We start from the raw sequence: 16,598 nt of genomic DNA, 5'->3' as shown, positions 1-16,598 counted from the left end.
TTATGCGCGTGGAACCAGATCCAGGCAAACCGAATTGATGCAATAACGCAAACCAGTCGGCGGCGGGCCGTCCGGGAACACATGGCCCAGATGCGCATCGCAGCGCGCGCACTTCACTTCCGTACGGATCATGCCGTGACTGATGTCACGGATTTCAGTCATGGCGCTTTCGCCGATCGGCGCGTAGAAGCTCGGCCAGCCGCAGCCGGAGTCGAATTTGGTCTTGGAGTCGAACAGCGGCTCATTGCAGCAAACGCAGTGGTAGACACCGTCGGTCTTGGTGTCGTTGTATTTGCCGGAGAACGGGCGCTCGGTGGCACTCAGACGGCAAACGTTGTACTGCTCGGGGTCGAGCATTTCACGCCATTCTTCCAGGGTTTTTTCCAACTTTTCCATCATCACACCTCAGCGGCTGAAAAAGCCCGATCTGTACCTTTTCCACGGATCGGGCGGCACGTATGATTGCGCCTCGTCACGCACCAGTCTGGCAGCCAGACCGGGCGCATTCAAACGGATTATGGGAGCCACGGCTCAAGACGTCCGCCTGTGTGAAAACACAGGAATCCCAGCACGGTTGTCCATTCGCCGCCTGGATCGTTCATTTTCGGGATCACATCGCCATGCAGTTCAGCAAATCGAACAAGCTCGCCAACGTCTGCTACGACATTCGCGGCCCGGTGCTCAAGCACGCCAAACGACTGGAAGAGGAAGGCCAGCGCATCCTCAAGCTGAACATCGGCAACCCGGCGCCGTTTGGTTTCGAAGCGCCGGACGAAATCCTTCAGGACGTGATCCGCAACCTGCCGACCGCGCAAGGCTACAGCGACTCCAAAGGCCTGTTCAGCGCGCGCAAAGCGGTGATGCAGTACTACCAGCAAAAGAATGTCGAAGGTGTCGGTATCGAAGACATCTATCTGGGCAACGGCGTGTCCGAACTGATCGTGATGTCGCTGCAGGCGCTGCTCAACAACGGCGACGAAGTGCTGGTGCCGGCCCCTGACTACCCGCTGTGGACCGCTGCCGTCAGCCTCGCCGGTGGCAACGCCGTGCATTACCTGTGCGACGAGGGTGCCGACTGGTTCCCGGATCTGGCCGACATCAAGGCCAAGATCACCCCGAACACCAAAGCCATGGTGATCATCAACCCGAACAACCCGACCGGCGCGGTGTATTCGAAGGAAGTATTGCTGGGCATGCTGGAAATCGCCCGTGCGCACAACCTGGTGGTGTTCTCCGACGAAATCTACGACAAGATTCTGTACGACGATGCCGTGCACATCTGCACCGCGTCGCTGGCGCCGGACCTGCTCTGCCTGACCTTCAACGGTCTGTCGAAGTCCTACCGCGTAGCCGGTTTCCGCTCTGGCTGGATCGCCATCTCCGGGCCGAAACACAACGCCCAGAGCTACATCGAAGGCATCGACATGCTGGCCAACATGCGCCTGTGCGCCAACGTGCCGAGCCAGCATGCGATCCAGACCGCATTGGGTGGCTATCAGAGCATCAATGATCTGGTGCTGCCGCAGGGTCGTTTGCTCGAACAGCGCAACCGCACCTGGGAGCTGCTCAATGACATTCCGGGTGTGAGCTGCGTCAAGCCGATGGGCGCGCTGTATGCGTTCCCGAAAATCGATCCGAAAGTCTGCCCGATCCACAACGACGAGAAATTCGTCCTCGACCTGCTGCTCTCCGAGAAGCTGCTGGTGGTGCAAGGCACAGCGTTCAACTGGCCGTGGCCGGATCACTTCCGCGTGGTCACCCTGCCCCGCGTCGACGACCTGGAAATGGCCATCGGCCGCATCGGCAACTTCCTCAAGTCGTACCGCCAGTAACTGGCCAGCAGTGCGCAACGGCCAAACGTTGCGCACTGTCTGATTCAGCAACACTTCTGCGTTCCACCTCCGCGCACGCCTTCTACACTTGCGATTCATACTGGTTACCTGCGTCCGGCGTAATGGCGACGGGTCGCGGCTGGTCGTCATCCCTATCGTTATCCGTTGTGGGAAATGTGCCGAGCACTGAAGAATCCGCTGTAGGACACAGTTTGAAATAGTCACTCAGTTGAATAGCCCGGTTCGGCACCTTATATACCCCGCAGTACGCTACATCTTTAGCTTGAGGAGATTTCTACAACCATGATGCGCATCCTGCTGTTTTTGGCCACTAACCTGGCGGTCGTGCTGATAGCCAGCATCACCCTGAGCCTGTTCGGCTTCAACGGGTTCATGGCGGCCAACGGGGTTGATCTCGACCTTAGTCAGCTGCTGGTTTTCTGTGCAGTCTTTGGTTTCGCCGGCTCGCTGTTCTCGCTGTTCATCTCCAAGTGGATGGCGAAGATGAGCACCGGCACCCAGATCATCAGCCAGCCACGTACCCGGCATGAGCAATGGCTGCTGCAAACCGTCGAGCAACTGTCCCGCGAAGCCGGGATCAAGATGCCCGAAGTCGGTATTTTCCCAGCCTATGAAGCGAACGCGTTCGCCACCGGCTGGAACAAGAACGACGCGCTGGTCGCGGTCAGCCAGGGCTTGCTCGAGCGTTTTTCGCCCGATGAAGTGAAAGCTGTACTGGCCCACGAAATCGGTCACGTCGCCAACGGCGACATGGTCACCCTGGCGCTGATCCAGGGCGTGGTGAACACCTTCGTGATGTTCTTTGCGCGGATCATCGGCAACTTCGTCGACAAAGTGATCTTCAAGAACGAAGAAGGCCAGGGCATCGCCTACTACGTGGCAACCATCTTCGCCGAACTGGTGCTGGGTATTCTGGCCAGTGCGATCGTCATGTGGTTCTCGCGCAAGCGCGAATTCCGTGCCGACGAAGCCGGCGCACGTCTGGCCGGCACCAGCGCGATGATCGGCGCACTGCAACGCCTGCGCGCCGAACAGGGCCTGCCGGTGCACATGCCCGACACCCTGAACGCCTTTGGCATCAACGGTGGCATCAAACAGGGCTTTGCCCGCATGTTCATGAGCCACCCGCCGCTGGAAGAGCGTATCGACGCGTTGCGTCGTCGCGGTTGATCAGCATGGCGTAAAAACAAGAGGCCCGCAGTGATGCGGGCCTTTTTCATATCTTTGGATTATGGGTCGACAGTGCCGGCCTCTTCGCGAGCAAGCTCGCTCCCACAGGGTTATGCGGTACTTAGACAATCTGTGACACAGCACAAATCACTGTGGGAGCGAGCTTGCTCGCGAAGGGGCCGGTAAAGGCGACAAAAACTATCGGGGAGAAACCCGGTAGACCCGCTCCTCCAACCGCGTCACGCCCGCCTGCAGGAACTTTCCACTCCCCCCCAGCACATCCTGCTCCTCAAGTACCTGCACCTGCCAGACATCCCCCAGCAAGCGCTGCACCTCATCATCCCCCACCGCAAACGGCGGCCCGGAGATCTGCGCCTGGTCGTAATCCAGCGTGATCAACAACCCGTGCACATCCTGCGGCAGAATCCGCTGAAGATGCGCCGCATACCGCTCACGCATCGGTGCCGGCAAGGCAATCAGCGCGGCACGGTCGTATATCGCCGTGCAATCGGCCACATCACTCGCTGTCAGCGCAAAGAAATCCCCACACCACAATTCGATGGCATCACTGCGATAGACCTTGAATGCGCCTTTCTCACTGATCTGCGGCTGTACCTGATGCTCACTGAAAAATTCCTCAATGGCCTTTTCCGAGAGTTCGACCCCGAGCACCTGATGACCGCGTCCGGCCAGCCACGCCAGATCCAGACTTTTCCCACACAAAGGCACGAGCACTCGTGCCGTTTCCGGTACCGCCCAGTGCCGCTGCAAATACGGATTCACCTCGGGCAGGTGAAAACCGATCTGCCCCGAATCCCACTTCTTGTGCCAAAACTCAGGCTGCATGTCTCACTCCCAATAATTCGATCAAAAAGCGTTAAAACTTATATTAGATTTAGATCAATGATCTGACTGAAGATGAATCATCTTAACGCTCAGGAACCCGTCCATGTTTCCCAGCCTGTTTATCTCCCATGGTTCTCCCATGCTCGCACTGGAGCCCGGTGCCAGTGGCCCGGCGCTGGCGCGTCTGGCCGCCGAATTACCCAAACCCAAAGCGATCGTGATCGTCTCCGCCCACTGGGAGAGCCACGAACTGCTGGTCAGCAGCCATGCGCAACCAGAAACCTGGCACGACTTCGGCGGCTTCCCTCGCGCACTGTTTGAAGTGCAGTACCCGGCGCCGGGAGATCCGCAACTGGCGGCTGAGGTAGCCGATCTGTTGAATGCCAACAACTTGCCTGCCCGTCTCGATCCGCAACGTCCGTTTGATCACGGCGTCTGGGTGCCACTGTCGCTGATGTACCCGCAGGCGGATATTCCAGTGGTGCAGGTTTCGCTACCGAGCCGCGCGGGCCCGGCGCTGCAAACCCGGGTCGGCCGAGCGCTGGCGGGTCTGCGGGATCAGGGAGTTTTGCTGATCGGCTCCGGCAGCATCACCCACAACCTGCGCGAACTGGACTGGCACGCCGGCCCGGAAAGTGTCGAGCCGTGGGCGCGGGATTTCCGTGACTGGGTGATCGAGAAGTTGGCGGCGGACGATGAGGCGGCGCTGCATGATTATCGCCAGCAGGCGCCGAATGCAGTGCGTAGCCATCCGAGTGATGAGCATTTGTTGCCGCTGTATTTTGCCCGGGGTGCGGGTGGTGAGTTCAGCGTGGAGCATAAAGGCTTCACGATGGGTGCGTTAGGGATGGACATCTATCGCTTTGGTTAAAAGCAAAAGATCGCAGCCTTCGGCAGCTCCTACATTTGGAATGCGTTCCCTCTGTAGGAGCTGCCGAAGGCTGCGATCTTTTGATCTTTCAGGCAGACAAAAAAAATCCCCGAACCAGTCGGGGATTTTTTATGTTCGATCAATCAGCCCAAGGGCGGATCAATCTTCGCGATAGCGACGCAGTTTCAGCTGCTTACCGGCAACGCGAGTGTCCTTCAGTTTGGTCAGGAGTTTGTCCAGACCATCTTCCGGCAGCTCGACGAGGCTGAAGCTGTCACGCACCTGGATGCGACCGATCGCTTCACGGGCCAGACCGCCTTCGTTGAGGATGGCGCCCAGCAGGTTTTTCGCAGCGATACCGTCACGCGCACCCAGCGCGGTACGGCAACGAGCACGGCCTTCGCCCAGAGGCATTGGCGCGCGACGCTCGCGGTCACCACGATCAGGACGATCACCGGTGCGCTCAGGACGGTCGCCACGCGGTGCGTTGTTCGGCACCAGTGGACGTTCCTTCTCGATCGCAGCCAGGTTCAGCGCTTGACCGTTGGTGGCTTTGCGCAGCAGCGCAGCAGCCAGAGCACGCGGAGTGCAGCCGATGTCTGCAGTCAGACGATCGAGCAACTCACCGTGAGTCGATTCGGCATCAGCGACCAGCGGCGACAGGCTGTTGGTCAGTTTCTTGATGCGCGCATCGAGAACAGCCTGAGCGTCCGGCAGGCGGACTTCAGCGACTTTCTGACCGGTTACACGCTCGATCACTTGCAGCATGCGGCGCTCACGTGGAGTCACCAGCAGCAGTGCACGACCTTCGCGACCGGCACGGCCGGTACGGCCGATACGGTGAACGTAGGACTCTGGATCGTACGGCATGTCAACGTTGAACACGTGAGTGATGCGCGGAACGTCCAGACCACGAGCAGCAACGTCGGTCGCAACAACGATGTCCAGACGGCCATCTTTCAGCGAGTCGATCACGCGCTCACGCTGGTTCTGGGCGATGTCACCGTTCAGCGCCGCGGCTTTGTAGCCTTTGGCGTCGAGGGCGCTGGCCAGATCCAGGGTCGCTTGCTTGGTGCGCACGAACATGATCAGAGCGTCGAAATCTTCCACTTCCAGCAAGCTGAGAACGGCCGAAGTCTTCTGGTCAGCGTGAACCAACAGGTGAGCCTGTTCGATTGCGGTAACGGTCTGGGTCTTGGTCTGGATCTTCACGTGTTGCGGATCGCGCAGGTGGCGTTCGGCAATGGCGCGGATCGACTGCGGCAGGGTAGCCGAGAACAAAACGGTCTGACGGGTCGCTGGCAGAGCCTTGAAGATGACTTCCAGGTCATCCATGAAGCCCAGTTTCAACATTTCGTCAGCTTCGTCGAGAACCAGGTGGTTCACGGTCGACAGCACTTTTTCGTCACGACGCAGGTGGTCGCACAGACGGCCCGGAGTGGCGACAACGATCTGTGCGCCATTACGGATTGCTTTCAGTTGCGGGCCCATCGGCGCGCCGCCGTAAACGGCCACAACAGTAACGCCCGGCATTTGCTTGGCGTAGGTTTCGAAAGCGGTTGCTACTTGCAGCGCCAACTCACGAGTTGGCGCCAGGATCAGGGCTTGCGGTTCGCGCTTGGCAGGATCGATGCGGTGCAGGATAGGCAGTGCGAACGCGGCGGTTTTACCGGTACCGGTTTGCGCCTGGCCAATCATGTCCTGGCCGGCCATGATGATCGGGATCGATTGCTGCTGAATCGCCGAAGGCTCTTCGTAGCCAGTCGCTGCGACGGCTGCAAGAATATTCGGGTTAAGATTAAAAGCGGCGAATCCGCCGGTTTCCTGGGTCATGGGTCTGCCTCTAAGTGCATCCGCAAAGACCCATGCTCCAAAGCTGCGCATGCCGTGTTGAGACTCAAGAGTCGCCCTGGCAGCTTTGTCGGCGGGGATTTGCGAAAACGAATGAATGAAAAAAAGAATCGTCCGGGAAGAGCCCGCAATGCGGACGTGCAGCCGAAGCTGACTTCGGGGAATTGCGCTACCCAAACGCGGCCCGGTTAAAGGCCGGCGCGCACTATACCGGATTTTGCCCAAAAAGGGAGCTTTTTTTATCGTCTGAATGCTGGTGTCACCGCTGTGTAACGGGGTTTTGCGGATAATCGCGCCAAGGTCTATTTTTCAAAGGCCCGGCCCTGCGGGCGATGACGCTTAAACGATTCACCGACCTGCGGCATTCCGTCGCCGCACCCGCCCTTCCCGCCCGAGGATCCAGCCATGAATCAGCCCTGCCCCGGCCGCGTCAGCCGTGAACGCCGTGGCCACGTCCACCTGATCGGTCTTGATCGAGCGGCCAAACGCAACGCTTTCGACCTCGACCTGCTCAATGAGCTGAGCCTGGCCTACGGCGAGTTCGAGGCCGACAGCGAGGCGCGGGTAGCAGTGGTGTTCGGCCATGGCGAACACTTTACCGCTGGTCTGGATCTGGTGAATGCCAGCGGCGCACTCGCTCAAGGCTGGCAGGTTCCGACCGGTGGTTGCGACCCATGGGGCGTTTTCGTCGGGCCACGGGTGAGCAAACCGGTGATTGTCGCCGCACAGGGCTATTGCCTGACCATTGGCATCGAGCTGATGCTGGCAGCCGATATCAACCTCTGTGCGAGCAATACCCGCTTCGCACAGATGGAAGTGCAGCGTGGGATCTTTCCTTTTGGCGGCGCGACTTTACGTTTTCAGCAGATTGCCGGTTGGGGTAATGCCATGCGCTGGTTGCTGACCGGCGATGAGTTTGATGCCCACGATGCGTTGCATCTGGGGTTGGTGCAGGAAGTCATGGCCAGTGAAGATCTGTTGCCACGGGCGATTGAACTGGCCGAGCGGATTGCCCGGCAGGCGCCGTTGGGCGTGCAGGCGACATTGATGTCGGCGCGACAGGCGCGATATGAGGGTGAGACGGCGGCGGCGCAAGGGTTGCCGGCGCTGGTGAAGAAGTTGTTGGCCAGTGAGGATGCCAAGGAAGGAGTGCGCTCGTTGGTGGAGCGGCGACCTGGAGTCTTCAAGGGGATCTGAAAAATTTGGCGCCTGCCATGACGCCATCGCGAGCAGGCTCACTCCTACAAGGGAACGCATTTCAATGTAGGAGTGAGCCTGCTCGCGATAGGGCCAGCAAGGCCAGATGCCTCAGGTGGCAGGGCGAATACTGTTGATCAACGACTGCAACGAATACCCCAACCGCGGCGCCAGCGCTTCGGCCCGGGCCGTCAGCGCCTGCATGTCCGGCACCTGATCGAGATCCGCCGGGACAATCAGAATCACATTGCCCTCCTTCACCGGCAACTCCCAATAATGCCGGTGATACAGCCCGCGCAACAACGCCGCACCCAACGGCTTGCCGTCATCGGTGGCCCACTGATTGATCACCAGCCAGCCGCCGGGATTCAGTCGCTTCTGGCAGTCGCCGAGAAAACTCCAGGCCAGATGCCCGACGCCCGGCCCGACATCGGTGTACAGGTCGACGAAAATCAGGTCCGCCGGCTCAGCAGTCGGCAGCAGTTCCAGCGCATCGCCGACGCGAATGTACAGCCGTGGATCATCATCCAGCCCAAGGTATTCTATCGCCAGACGCGGCACATCCGGGCGCAATTCAATCGCCTCGACATCTTCCAGCGGCAAAAACTTGAGGCAGGCCTGAGTCAGCGTCCCGGCACCGAGCCCGAGAAACAGCGCACTCTCCGGCCGTTCATGGCACAACGCACCGATCAGCATCGCCCGGGTGTAGTCGTACTCCAGCCAGCTCGGATCAGCGGTGAACACGCAGCTCTGCTCGATCGCATCGCCGAACTCGAGAAAGCGGTAATCGGCCACTTCCAGCACGCGAATCACGCCGAACTCATCCTGTACTTCGGCGAGCAGATGCTCGACGCGCTCCTCAGTCATTTCGTCTCCTGATGGTCACCGGGCGCGGTGACGCGATGGCACCGCTGTGGCGCCGTGGCAAAGCGGCGATTGTCGGTGATGGGGCGGGAGCAGGTCACGCACTAATTGCTGCTACCATGGGCTTCCCGTGCGTAGAACCAATTAGAGACCGTGATGAGCCAACCGTGGAGCCCTGACAGCTGGCGCGCCCTGCCGATCCAGCAACAACCCCAATATCCTGACGCTGCGCATCTGCACCAGGTCGAGCAGACGCTGGCCAGCTATCCGCCGCTGGTGTTTGCCGGCGAAGCGCGCGAACTGCGCCGGCAGTTTGCCGAAGTCACTCAGGGCCGGGCATTCCTGCTGCAGGGCGGCGATTGCGCGGAAAGCTTCGCCGAGTTCTCCGCGGCGAAGATTCGCGACACCTTTAAAGTGTTGCTGCAAATGGCGATCGTCATGACCTTCGCCGCCGGTTGCCCGGTGGTCAAGGTCGGGCGCATGGCCGGTCAGTTCGCCAAACCGCGTTCGGCCAACGACGAGACCATCGACGGCGTGACCCTGCCGGCCTACCGTGGCGACATCGTCAACGGCATCGGCTTCGACGAAAAAAGCCGCGTCCCGGATCCGGAACGTCTGCTGCAGTCCTACCACCAGTCCACCGCGACCCTGAACCTGCTGCGTGCCTTTGCTCAGGGCGGTTTTGCCGACCTGCATCAGGTGCACAAGTGGAACCTCGACTTCATCGCCAACTCGGCGCTGGCCGAGAAGTACAGCCACCTCGCCGACCGCATCGATGAAACCCTGGCGTTCATGCGCGCCTGTGGCATGGACAGCTCGCCGCAACTGCGCGAAACCAGTTTCTTCACCGCCCACGAAGCGCTGCTGCTGAACTACGAAGAAGCCTTCGTGCGCCGCGACAGCCTGACCAACGATTACTACGATTGCTCGGCGCACATGCTGTGGATCGGCGACCGCACCCGTCAGCTTGACGGCGCGCATGTCGAGTTCCTGCGTGGCGTGAACAACCCGATCGGCGTGAAAGTCGGCCCGAGCATGAACCCCGACGATCTGATCCGCCTGATCGACGTGCTCAACCCGGACAACGATCCGGGGCGCCTCAATCTGATCGCGCGGATGGGTGCGAACAAGGTCGGCGATCACTTGCCGGCGCTGATTCGCGCGGTGCAGCGTGAAGGTAAACAGGTGCTGTGGAGTTCCGATCCGATGCACGGCAACACCATCAAGGCCAGCAGCGGTTACAAGACCCGCGACTTTGCGCAGATCCTCGGTGAGGTTAAACAGTTCTTCCAGGTGCACGAAGCCGAAGGCAGTTACGCGGGCGGCATTCACATCGAGATGACCGGGCAGAATGTCACCGAGTGCATTGGTGGCGCGCGGCCGATTACTGAAGACGGCTTGTCGGATCGCTATCACACCCATTGTGATCCACGGATGAATGCTGATCAGTCGCTGGAGTTGGCGTTCCTCATAGCCGAAACGCTGAAACAAGTCCGCCGCTAGACCGAGTCGCCACCTTCGCGAGCAAGCTCGCTCCCACACTGGATTTGTGTCGTATACAAAACCCATGTGGGAGCGAGCTTGCTCGCGAAAAGGCCGGCTCAGACACCGCCAATCTCTGCCAATGCCACCCGCAACCGCGCCGCACTCTCTCGCGGACAATTCAACTGCACCCGCGTCAGCCCCAGCCAATCCGCCATCTGCCGCAAGTTCAGCGCCAGCGCCAACATCCCCTCCTCATCCAGCCCCGGCTCTTCCTCGTGCACCGCATGCACCGCCAACTGTCCCGCCGCCCGCTCCGAGCGAAGATCAACCCGCGCGGCAATCCGCTCGTTGTGCAGAAACGGCAACACGTAATAGCCGTAGACCCGCTTGTCCTGCGGCGTATAAATCTCCAGCCGATAGCGAAAATCGAACAAGCGCTCAGTCCGGCTGCGCTCCCAGATCAACGAATCAAACGGCGACAACAACGCACTGGCCACGACCTTGCGCGGGACTTTCGGCTCCGGCAGGCAATAGGCGATTTGCAGCCAACCGGCGACCTCGCACCTCTGCAACTGCCCCGCCTCGACCAGTTCCGCCAGACGTGGGCGCGCATCCGCCGGGTTCAGGCGAAAGTAATCACGCAGGTCTTTTTCGGTGCCGACGCCCAGCGCCTGTACCGCATGCAACAACAGCTCGCGCTGCGCTTCGGCTTCATCAGGCAACGCTTGTTGCAGGATCGAAGATGGAATCACCCGCTCCGGCAAATCATATAAACGCTCGAAACCACGCCGCCCCGCCACCGTGACTTCACCGGCGGCGAACAACCACTCCAGCGCATGCTTTTCCGCGCTCCAGTCCCACCATGGCCCGGCCTTGTCTTCGCGGGTCGACAGACTGCCGGCGCCCAACGCGCCCTGCTCTTCAACCGAACTCAACACCCGGCGAACCACGTCCTGCTGCTCGCGACCGAACTTCGCCAGTTGCTGATAGATATCCTCGCCGCGCCTGGCGCGCTGCATGCGCCACGCCATCAGCGGATACATCGACAGCGGCAGCAACGACGCTTCATGCCCCCAGTATTCGAACAGCGTGCGACGTCGCCCCGAACTCCAGGCAGCCTGGTCGAGCAAATCAGCAGAGTAGGCACCGAGACGGGAAAACAGCGGCAGGTAGTGCGAGCGCACCACGGCATTGACGGAGTCGATTTGCAGCAGACCCAGCCGTTCGATCAGCCGGTTGACGTGCGCGGCTTTGACAGTCGGCGGCTGGCGCCCGTTGAAGCCTTGGGCAGCCAGCGCCAGTCGTCGCGCCTGTTTGAGGGAAAAGGATACTGTTGCGGGCATGAGCATCTCCTTGTCTGCTCGCAACCTACCTCACCGGAAGAGGGTTTGTGTAGCACTGGATTCATCACTTATGCATCGGGTCATCCCAGAACGGCCGCACGGCTTCGTGTTCAACGTCGGCACGACTGACCCCGATGTCCTTCAACGCTTCGTCGCTCAGACTGGCGAGCAACTCACGTTCACGGTGCAGTTCGTACCAGCGGCTAAACTTGTGCAGCAGGTCGGAAACGATATGGCCGTGGCCGGAAAATTTTGCTTCGTCTACATACTCTCTTTGACCTTTCATCGTGTTGCCTCCTTTGTGGATGGCTCAAGTCTCGCGCCAGCGCTAAGATCAATCCAACGAATGTTTCTGATGGCATGCATCACGGAGATTCATCAATTGTCGGCCTACCCCAGTATCGATACCGATGTACTGCGCACCTTTGTCGCCATCGCTGATCAGGGCGGGTTTACCCGTGCCGGCGAAATGGTCAACCGCACGCAATCGGCGGTGAGCATGCAGATGAAGCGTCTGGAAGAAGACGTGTTGCAGCGGCAATTGTTCGAGCGCGACGGACGCCAGGTGCGCCTGACCGCCGAGGGCCAGGTGTTGCTCGGTTACGCGCGGCGCATCCTCAAGTTGCACAGCGAAGTGTTCAACACCTTGCGCGAGCCGCACATGGTCGGCACGGTACGCATCGGTACGCCGGACGATTACGTGATGAGGTTTCTGCCGGGGATCCTCTCGCGGTTCGCGCAGTTCTATCCGTTGATCCAGATCGAAGTGCACTGCGAGTCGACCAAACAACTGCTGCAGCGCACCGACCTGGATTTGTCGATTGTCACCCGCGAACCGGGCAACGAGATCGGCCAACTACTGCGCAAGGAGCGTTTCGTCTGGGCCGAAGCGCAGAATTTCAGTGCCCACGAACAAACGCCGCTGCCGCTAGCGATGTTCAACAGTGATTGTTTCTGCCGCTTGTGGGCGTGCAATGCGCTGGACGCGATGGGCCGCGATTACCGCATTGCCTACAACAGCACCAGTTTGTCGGCGCTGATGGCCGTGGTCAGCGCGGGTCTGGCGATCACCGCGCAACTGGAGAGCCTGATCACCCCGGACATGCGCATCCTCGGCGCCGCCGAAGATCTGCCGCTGTTGCCCGAGGCCAGCATCATGCTGATCCGCAACCTGAACAATCCGTCGCCGATCACCGAGTGCCTGGCCGAGCACATCGTCGAAGGCTTCAAACTTTAAACGCGAGCATCACTGCACACAGCACCAGGAAACCGCAGAACAGCCCACGCAGGAGCTTTTCCGGCATCGCGTGGGCGACTTTCACCCCCCAACTGATGCTCGCCAGACCGCCGATCGCCAGTGGCAGACCGATCATCCAGTCGACTTCGTGGTGTACCGCGTAAGTCACCAGAGTCACGCCGGTGCTTGGCAAGGCCAGCGCCAGCGACAAGCCTTGAGCAACCACTTGCGTGGTGCCGAACAGGCTGGTCAGCACCGGCGTCGCCACCACCGCCCCACCGACACCGAACAAGCCACCCATGGTTCCGGATGCCGCGCCAAGCACGCCAAGCCATGGCCAGGAATAGCGCATTTCGGAAGTCGCAGCGGGCTGCTTGCCGAACATCTTCAACAGGTTGTAGGCCGAGAGCACCACCAGAAATGCGACAAAACCGATGCGCATGGTTTGCGCATCAATGCCCACCGCCCAGATCGAACCGATCCACGCAAAGCAGAAACCCATTACCGCCAAGGGCAGCGCATGCCGCAGCTCGATGCGATTGCGCTGGTGATATCGCCACAGCGCCAGCATCACGTTCGGCACCACCATGACCAGCGCCGTGCCTTGGGCAATCTGCTGATCGAGACCAAACCACACGCCGAGCAACGGAATGGCGATCAAGCCGCCGCCGATGCCGAAAATGCCGCCCAGTGTGCCAAGGGCGGCGCCGAACAACAGGTACAACAAAAACTCCATCACAGCCAAATTCCTCTCACGTCAGGCGAATCATCCTACGCAGTCGCGGCTGGCGGGGAAACGCACAGCAACGCACAATGGCTATGCCGATTTCGCACAAGCGTTGAACCGATATGAATCCCAATCAATTGACCGATCAACTCGGGTTGTTTCTCGATGTACTGGAGAGTGGCAGTTTTTCCGCCGCTTCGCGTCGTCATCCACTGACTCCTTCGGCCGTCGCCCGACGGATCGACAGCCTGGAAAGCGCCGTTGGCAGCCAGTTGTTTGTCCGTAGCACCCATGCCGTGCGCGCAACGCCGGCAGGCCTGGCGTTTGCCGAACGCGCGCGACGGATTGTTGCCGAGTTGCAACTGGCCCGCGCAGAAGCGGTGTCCCTGAGCAGTGCGCCCGAAGGCTTGATCCGCATCGATGCCCCCGCCGCTTTCGGGCGAAGGCATCTGGCGCCGGTGATTGCTGACTTTCTCGTTCTGTATCCGGGACTGGATGTGCAACTGCACCTGATCGACAGCTTCGTCGACATGGGCGGTTCGAACCTGGGCAAAGTCGATCTGGTGCTGCGCGCCGGACAAATGGCTGATACCCGATTAGTGGCCACACCCTTGGCGAGCATGGTGCGTATTGCCTGCGCCAGTCCTGACTACCTCAAGCGCCGTGGTGTGCCTGGCAGTCCGGCGCAACTGAGCGAGCATGACGGCCTCGACTGGGACGGCCTCGCACCGCCCTTCGCCTGGCGCTTCGAGCAGGACGGGCAGATGCAATTGCACCGCCCGGCGCGCATCCGCATGAGCGCCAACAATGCCGAGGCGTTGGTCTGCGGAGCCTTGGCTGGCTTGGGCATCGCGCATCTGCCGACATGGCTGGCCAGTGAGTACCTGCTGCGCGGCGAACTGCTGCCATTGTTCTGCGAAAACGGCCTGCCAAGCCCCGAGTCCACTGGCATTTACGCGCTGCGCATGGAACAGCAAACCCATTCGCGCAGCCGTTTGCTCCTCGAATACCTGAAGACCCGATTCAGTCCCGTGCCGCCATGGGATCTGGCGCTACAGCGAGATCTGGGCCGGCACTAGCGCTGGAAAATTATCTGGCGCATTAAAGATTCGAGCGCTAGATTCATGACCATTACCGAACAAGGCTTTTGACATGACTTCAGTACGCGACACCTGCGACGACCTGCTGCTGGATAACCAGGCGTGCTTCGCCCTGCATTCCACTTCACTGATGATGACCAAGGTCTACAAGCCTTTGCTGCAAGCCTTGAACCTGACCTATCCGCAGTACCTGGCGATGATGGTGTTGTGGGAGAAGGATGGTTTGACCGTCGGAGAAATCAGCTCGCGGTTGCTGACCGATCCCGGCTCGCTTACCCCGCTGCTCAAACGCCTGGAAGGCGAAGGTTTGCTCAGCCGTACGCGCAGCCGTGACGATGAGCGCGTGGTGATTGTCGAGCTGACCGAGCAAGGCCGCGCGTTGCGCGACAAGGCACAGACCATTCCGCAATGCATTCTCGGCGCCAGCGGCTTCACCCTGGAACGCCTGCAAACGCTGCAATCAGAGTTGCAGGCGCTGCGCCGCCATCTACAAGAAAGCCTTATCTAAGGCTCACCAATCCCTGTAGGAGTGAGCCTGCTCGCGATAGCGGTGTGCCAGTCAACTCAGAAGTCGACTGAACCACCGCTATCGCGAGCAGGCTCACTCCTACATTTGATCTCGTTGTCTAAAGAATATTTTTCAACACCTGATTTCCCCGCCATCCCCTCTAAATCGCACTTTTCAGGCTAACCGAGCGGTACGCCGTTTTGCCGAAACGCAGATTTTTCGAAAATTTATCTTGCGCGCAAAATATTAGCGAGATACATTCATCTCGCACTTAGTTAGCGCGCAAACAATTAGCGCACAAAAACACACCCAATGAGGCTCACACCATGCAAACTCTCTACACCGCAATCGCAACCTCCACTGGCGGCCGTGATGGTCGTGCGATCTCCAGCGACAACATCCTCGACGTCAAACTCGCCACCCCGAAAGAACTCGGCGGTGCCGGCGGCGCGGCGACCAACCCTGAGCAACTGTTCGCTGCCGGCTACTCGGCCTGCTTCATCGGCGCACTGAAATTCGTCGCCAGCCAGACCAAACGCAAAATCCCTGACGATGCCTCGATCACCGCCCACGTCGGCATCGGCCAGATTCCTGGCGGCTTCGGTCTGGACATCGATCTGCATATCAGCCTTCCGGGTCTGGAACAAGCCGATGCGCAAGCGCTGGTCGATGCGGCTCACCAGGTTTGCCCGTACTCCAACGCCACCCGTGGCAACGTCGATGTGCGTCTGCACACCACCGTCTGAAACCAGACACAAATCCCCGAGGGAGCGAGCCTGCTCGCGAAAGCGGTGTGTCATCCGGTGATGTGCTGGCCGAAAGAGCGCATTCGCGAGCAGGCTCGCTCCCACAGGGGATAGGTGTGGAGCGCAAAATGCAGGCACAAAAAAGCCCGACTCAATGGTCGGGCTTTTTCTTTCCGCAAAAACCGATGCTTATTTGGCACGGCCTTTGTAGGAACCGCCTTCGCGGGTGTCGATCTCGATCTTGTCACCGATTTCGATGAAGTCAGCAACTTGCAGCTCAGTACCGTTGGCCAGCTTGGCTGGCTTCATGACTTTGCCGGAAGTGTCGCCACGAGCCGAACCTTCGGTGTAGTCAACTACGCGCACGATGGTGGTCGGCAGTTCTACGGAAACCAGACGCTCTTCGAAGAAGATCGCTTCGCAAACATCGGTCATGCCTTCTTCAACGAAAGGCAGAACGGCTTCGATGTCTTCAGCGTTCAGCTCGTACATGGTGTAGTCAGTGGTGTCCATGAACGTGTAGGTGTCGCCGCTGATGAAGGACAGGGTCGCTTCTTTGCGGTCGAGGATTACGTCGTCCAGTTTGTCGTCAGCGCTGTAAACGATCTCGGTCTTGTAACCGGTCAGCAGGTTTTTCAGCTTGGTCTTCATGATCGCGCTGTTACGGCCCGACTTGGTGAATTCAGCTTTCTGAACCAGCCAAGGATCGTTCTCGAGACGGATCACGGTACCGGGTTTCAGTTCTTTACCAGTTTTCATTGCGAATATCCGAATTTGGATGGGATTTACAAAAATCTAGG

17 protein-coding genes are annotated in these 16,598 nt (G+C 59.6%); 9 read left to right on the top strand and 8 right to left on the bottom strand.

The genetic code is table 11. The features are described 5' to 3' along the window. Positions 1 to 396, bottom strand: a complete 396-nt coding sequence (msrB, locus tag HUW52_RS10525) for a peptide-methionine (R)-S-oxide reductase MsrB (protein WP_016985486.1) — start codon at positions 394 to 396, stop codon at positions 1 to 3. A gap of 224 nt (positions 397 to 620) precedes the next feature. Between msrB and HUW52_RS10520 the strand changes: the two genes are divergently transcribed. Together HUW52_RS10520 and htpX are read left to right on the top strand one after the other, a co-directional pair. Continuing rightward, on the top strand, positions 621 to 1,832 hold the full coding sequence (locus HUW52_RS10520; RefSeq protein WP_007908620.1) for a pyridoxal phosphate-dependent aminotransferase: 1,212 nt from the start codon (positions 621 to 623) through the stop codon (positions 1,830 to 1,832). Between the two features lie 303 nt (positions 1,833 to 2,135). Next, positions 2,136 to 3,023: a protease HtpX gene (gene htpX, locus HUW52_RS10515; protein ID WP_007908619.1), complete on the top strand. Its 888-nt coding sequence runs from the start codon at positions 2,136 to 2,138 to the stop codon at positions 3,021 to 3,023. A gap of 198 nt (positions 3,024 to 3,221) precedes the next feature. Here the strand turns inward: htpX and HUW52_RS10510 are convergent, their stop codons facing one another. Continuing rightward, positions 3,222 to 3,869: a thiopurine S-methyltransferase gene (locus tag HUW52_RS10510; RefSeq protein ID WP_175553572.1), complete on the bottom strand. Its 648-nt coding sequence runs from the start codon at positions 3,867 to 3,869 to the stop codon at positions 3,222 to 3,224. A gap of 103 nt (positions 3,870 to 3,972) precedes the next feature. Here HUW52_RS10510 and HUW52_RS10505 point away from each other — a divergent pair, with 103 nt between their 5' ends. Continuing rightward, positions 3,973 to 4,740 (top strand): class III extradiol ring-cleavage dioxygenase, encoded by a 768-nt coding sequence (locus tag HUW52_RS10505; protein ID WP_175553571.1) that lies wholly within the window; start codon positions 3,973 to 3,975, stop codon positions 4,738 to 4,740. 159 nt (positions 4,741 to 4,899) lie between these two features. Here the strand turns inward: HUW52_RS10505 and HUW52_RS10500 are convergent, their stop codons facing one another. Further along, the gene (locus tag HUW52_RS10500) at positions 4,900 to 6,573 is read right to left on the bottom strand and encodes a DEAD/DEAH box helicase (RefSeq protein WP_008088238.1); all 1,674 of its coding nucleotides are present in this window, start codon (positions 6,571 to 6,573) and stop codon (positions 4,900 to 4,902) included. A gap of 423 nt (positions 6,574 to 6,996) precedes the next feature. On the opposite strand from HUW52_RS10500, the gene HUW52_RS10495 reads away from it, so the two are divergent. Continuing rightward, on the top strand, positions 6,997 to 7,788 hold the full coding sequence (locus tag HUW52_RS10495; protein WP_175553570.1) for a crotonase/enoyl-CoA hydratase family protein: 792 nt from the start codon (positions 6,997 to 6,999) through the stop codon (positions 7,786 to 7,788). A gap of 111 nt (positions 7,789 to 7,899) precedes the next feature. On the opposite strand, the gene HUW52_RS10490 is transcribed toward HUW52_RS10495, so the two are convergent. Next, the gene (locus HUW52_RS10490; RefSeq protein WP_175553569.1) at positions 7,900 to 8,655 is read right to left on the bottom strand and encodes a spermidine synthase; all 756 of its coding nucleotides are present in this window, start codon (positions 8,653 to 8,655) and stop codon (positions 7,900 to 7,902) included. Between the two features lie 153 nt (positions 8,656 to 8,808). Between HUW52_RS10490 and HUW52_RS10485 the strand changes: the two genes are divergently transcribed. Continuing rightward, positions 8,809 to 10,155 (top strand): class II 3-deoxy-7-phosphoheptulonate synthase, encoded by a 1,347-nt coding sequence (locus HUW52_RS10485; protein WP_016985491.1) that lies wholly within the window; start codon positions 8,809 to 8,811, stop codon positions 10,153 to 10,155. 98 nt (positions 10,156 to 10,253) lie between these two features. On the opposite strand, the gene HUW52_RS10480 is transcribed toward HUW52_RS10485, so the two are convergent. Beyond that, positions 10,254 to 11,480, bottom strand: coding sequence for a winged helix-turn-helix domain-containing protein (locus HUW52_RS10480; RefSeq protein WP_175553568.1), 1,227 nt, complete (start codon positions 11,478 to 11,480; stop codon positions 10,254 to 10,256). 64 nt (positions 11,481 to 11,544) lie between these two features. Continuing rightward, positions 11,545 to 11,766 (bottom strand): DUF1127 domain-containing protein, encoded by a 222-nt coding sequence (locus HUW52_RS10475; protein WP_016985493.1) that lies wholly within the window; start codon positions 11,764 to 11,766, stop codon positions 11,545 to 11,547. A 96-nt stretch (positions 11,767 to 11,862) separates the two neighbouring features. Between HUW52_RS10475 and HUW52_RS10470 the strand changes: the two genes are divergently transcribed. After that, a complete protein-coding gene (locus tag HUW52_RS10470) occupies positions 11,863 to 12,717 on the top strand; it encodes a LysR substrate-binding domain-containing protein (protein ID WP_026000633.1) in 855 nt (284 codons plus the stop codon). Here the strand turns inward: HUW52_RS10470 and HUW52_RS10465 are convergent. Beyond that, the gene (locus HUW52_RS10465; RefSeq protein WP_175553567.1) at positions 12,707 to 13,456 is read right to left on the bottom strand and encodes a sulfite exporter TauE/SafE family protein; all 750 of its coding nucleotides are present in this window, start codon (positions 13,454 to 13,456) and stop codon (positions 12,707 to 12,709) included. The genes HUW52_RS10470 and HUW52_RS10465 overlap by 11 nt on opposite strands. A 110-nt stretch (positions 13,457 to 13,566) precedes the next feature. Here HUW52_RS10465 and HUW52_RS10460 point away from each other — a divergent pair, with 110 nt between their 5' ends. From HUW52_RS10460 to HUW52_RS10450, 3 genes are all read left to right on the top strand, one after another. Continuing rightward, entirely contained in the window at positions 13,567 to 14,523 is a 957-nt protein-coding gene (locus tag HUW52_RS10460; protein ID WP_175553566.1) for a LysR family transcriptional regulator, read from the top strand. Between the two features lie 73 nt (positions 14,524 to 14,596). Further along, positions 14,597 to 15,052: a MarR family winged helix-turn-helix transcriptional regulator gene (locus HUW52_RS10455; RefSeq protein ID WP_175553565.1), complete on the top strand. Its 456-nt coding sequence runs from the start codon at positions 14,597 to 14,599 to the stop codon at positions 15,050 to 15,052. Positions 15,053 to 15,378: 326 nt separating this feature from the next. Further along, on the top strand, positions 15,379 to 15,798 hold the full coding sequence (locus HUW52_RS10450) for an organic hydroperoxide resistance protein (protein ID WP_016985496.1): 420 nt from the start codon (positions 15,379 to 15,381) through the stop codon (positions 15,796 to 15,798). Between the two features lie 189 nt (positions 15,799 to 15,987). Here the strand turns inward: HUW52_RS10450 and HUW52_RS10445 are convergent, their stop codons facing one another. Further along, positions 15,988 to 16,557 (bottom strand): elongation factor P, encoded by a 570-nt coding sequence (locus HUW52_RS10445; protein WP_007908599.1) that lies wholly within the window; start codon positions 16,555 to 16,557, stop codon positions 15,988 to 15,990. Positions 16,558 to 16,598 lie beyond the last annotated feature (41 nt).

Origin of the sequence: Pseudomonas sp. 43A (assembly GCF_013363935.1) — a bacterium.
In the GTDB taxonomy this organism is placed as follows: domain Bacteria; phylum Pseudomonadota; class Gammaproteobacteria; order Pseudomonadales; family Pseudomonadaceae; genus Aquipseudomonas; species Aquipseudomonas crudilactis.
This window is presented reverse-complemented; position numbering and strand designations above follow the sequence as displayed.

What these genes read in the sequence shown, in the direction of transcription:
- htpX (WP_007908619.1), top strand. Translation starts at nt 2,136, where the DNA reads ATGATGCGCATCCTGCTGTTTTTGGCCACTAACCTGGCGGTCGTGCTG.
- msrB (WP_016985486.1), bottom strand. Translation starts at nt 396, where the DNA reads ATGGAAAAGTTGGAAAAAACCCTGGAAGAATGGCGTGAAATGCTCGAC.
- HUW52_RS10480 (WP_175553568.1), bottom strand. Translation starts at nt 11,480, where the DNA reads ATGCCCGCAACAGTATCCTTTTCCCTCAAACAGGCGCGACGACTGGCG.
- HUW52_RS10460 (WP_175553566.1), top strand. Translation starts at nt 13,567, where the DNA reads ATGAATCCCAATCAATTGACCGATCAACTCGGGTTGTTTCTCGATGTA.
- HUW52_RS10445 (WP_007908599.1), bottom strand. Translation starts at nt 16,557, where the DNA reads ATGAAAACTGGTAAAGAACTGAAACCCGGTACCGTGATCCGTCTCGAG.
- HUW52_RS10500 (WP_008088238.1), bottom strand. Translation starts at nt 6,573, where the DNA reads ATGACCCAGGAAACCGGCGGATTCGCCGCTTTTAATCTTAACCCGAAT.
- HUW52_RS10450 (WP_016985496.1), top strand. Translation starts at nt 15,379, where the DNA reads ATGCAAACTCTCTACACCGCAATCGCAACCTCCACTGGCGGCCGTGAT.
- HUW52_RS10510 (WP_175553572.1), bottom strand. Translation starts at nt 3,869, where the DNA reads ATGCAGCCTGAGTTTTGGCACAAGAAGTGGGATTCGGGGCAGATCGGT.
- HUW52_RS10505 (WP_175553571.1), top strand. Translation starts at nt 3,973, where the DNA reads ATGTTTCCCAGCCTGTTTATCTCCCATGGTTCTCCCATGCTCGCACTG.
- HUW52_RS10455 (WP_175553565.1), top strand. Translation starts at nt 14,597, where the DNA reads ATGACTTCAGTACGCGACACCTGCGACGACCTGCTGCTGGATAACCAG.
- HUW52_RS10520 (WP_007908620.1), top strand. Translation starts at nt 621, where the DNA reads ATGCAGTTCAGCAAATCGAACAAGCTCGCCAACGTCTGCTACGACATT.
- HUW52_RS10485 (WP_016985491.1), top strand. Translation starts at nt 8,809, where the DNA reads ATGAGCCAACCGTGGAGCCCTGACAGCTGGCGCGCCCTGCCGATCCAG.
- HUW52_RS10495 (WP_175553570.1), top strand. Translation starts at nt 6,997, where the DNA reads ATGAATCAGCCCTGCCCCGGCCGCGTCAGCCGTGAACGCCGTGGCCAC.
- HUW52_RS10475 (WP_016985493.1), bottom strand. Translation starts at nt 11,766, where the DNA reads ATGAAAGGTCAAAGAGAGTATGTAGACGAAGCAAAATTTTCCGGCCAC.
- HUW52_RS10490 (WP_175553569.1), bottom strand. Translation starts at nt 8,655, where the DNA reads ATGACTGAGGAGCGCGTCGAGCATCTGCTCGCCGAAGTACAGGATGAG.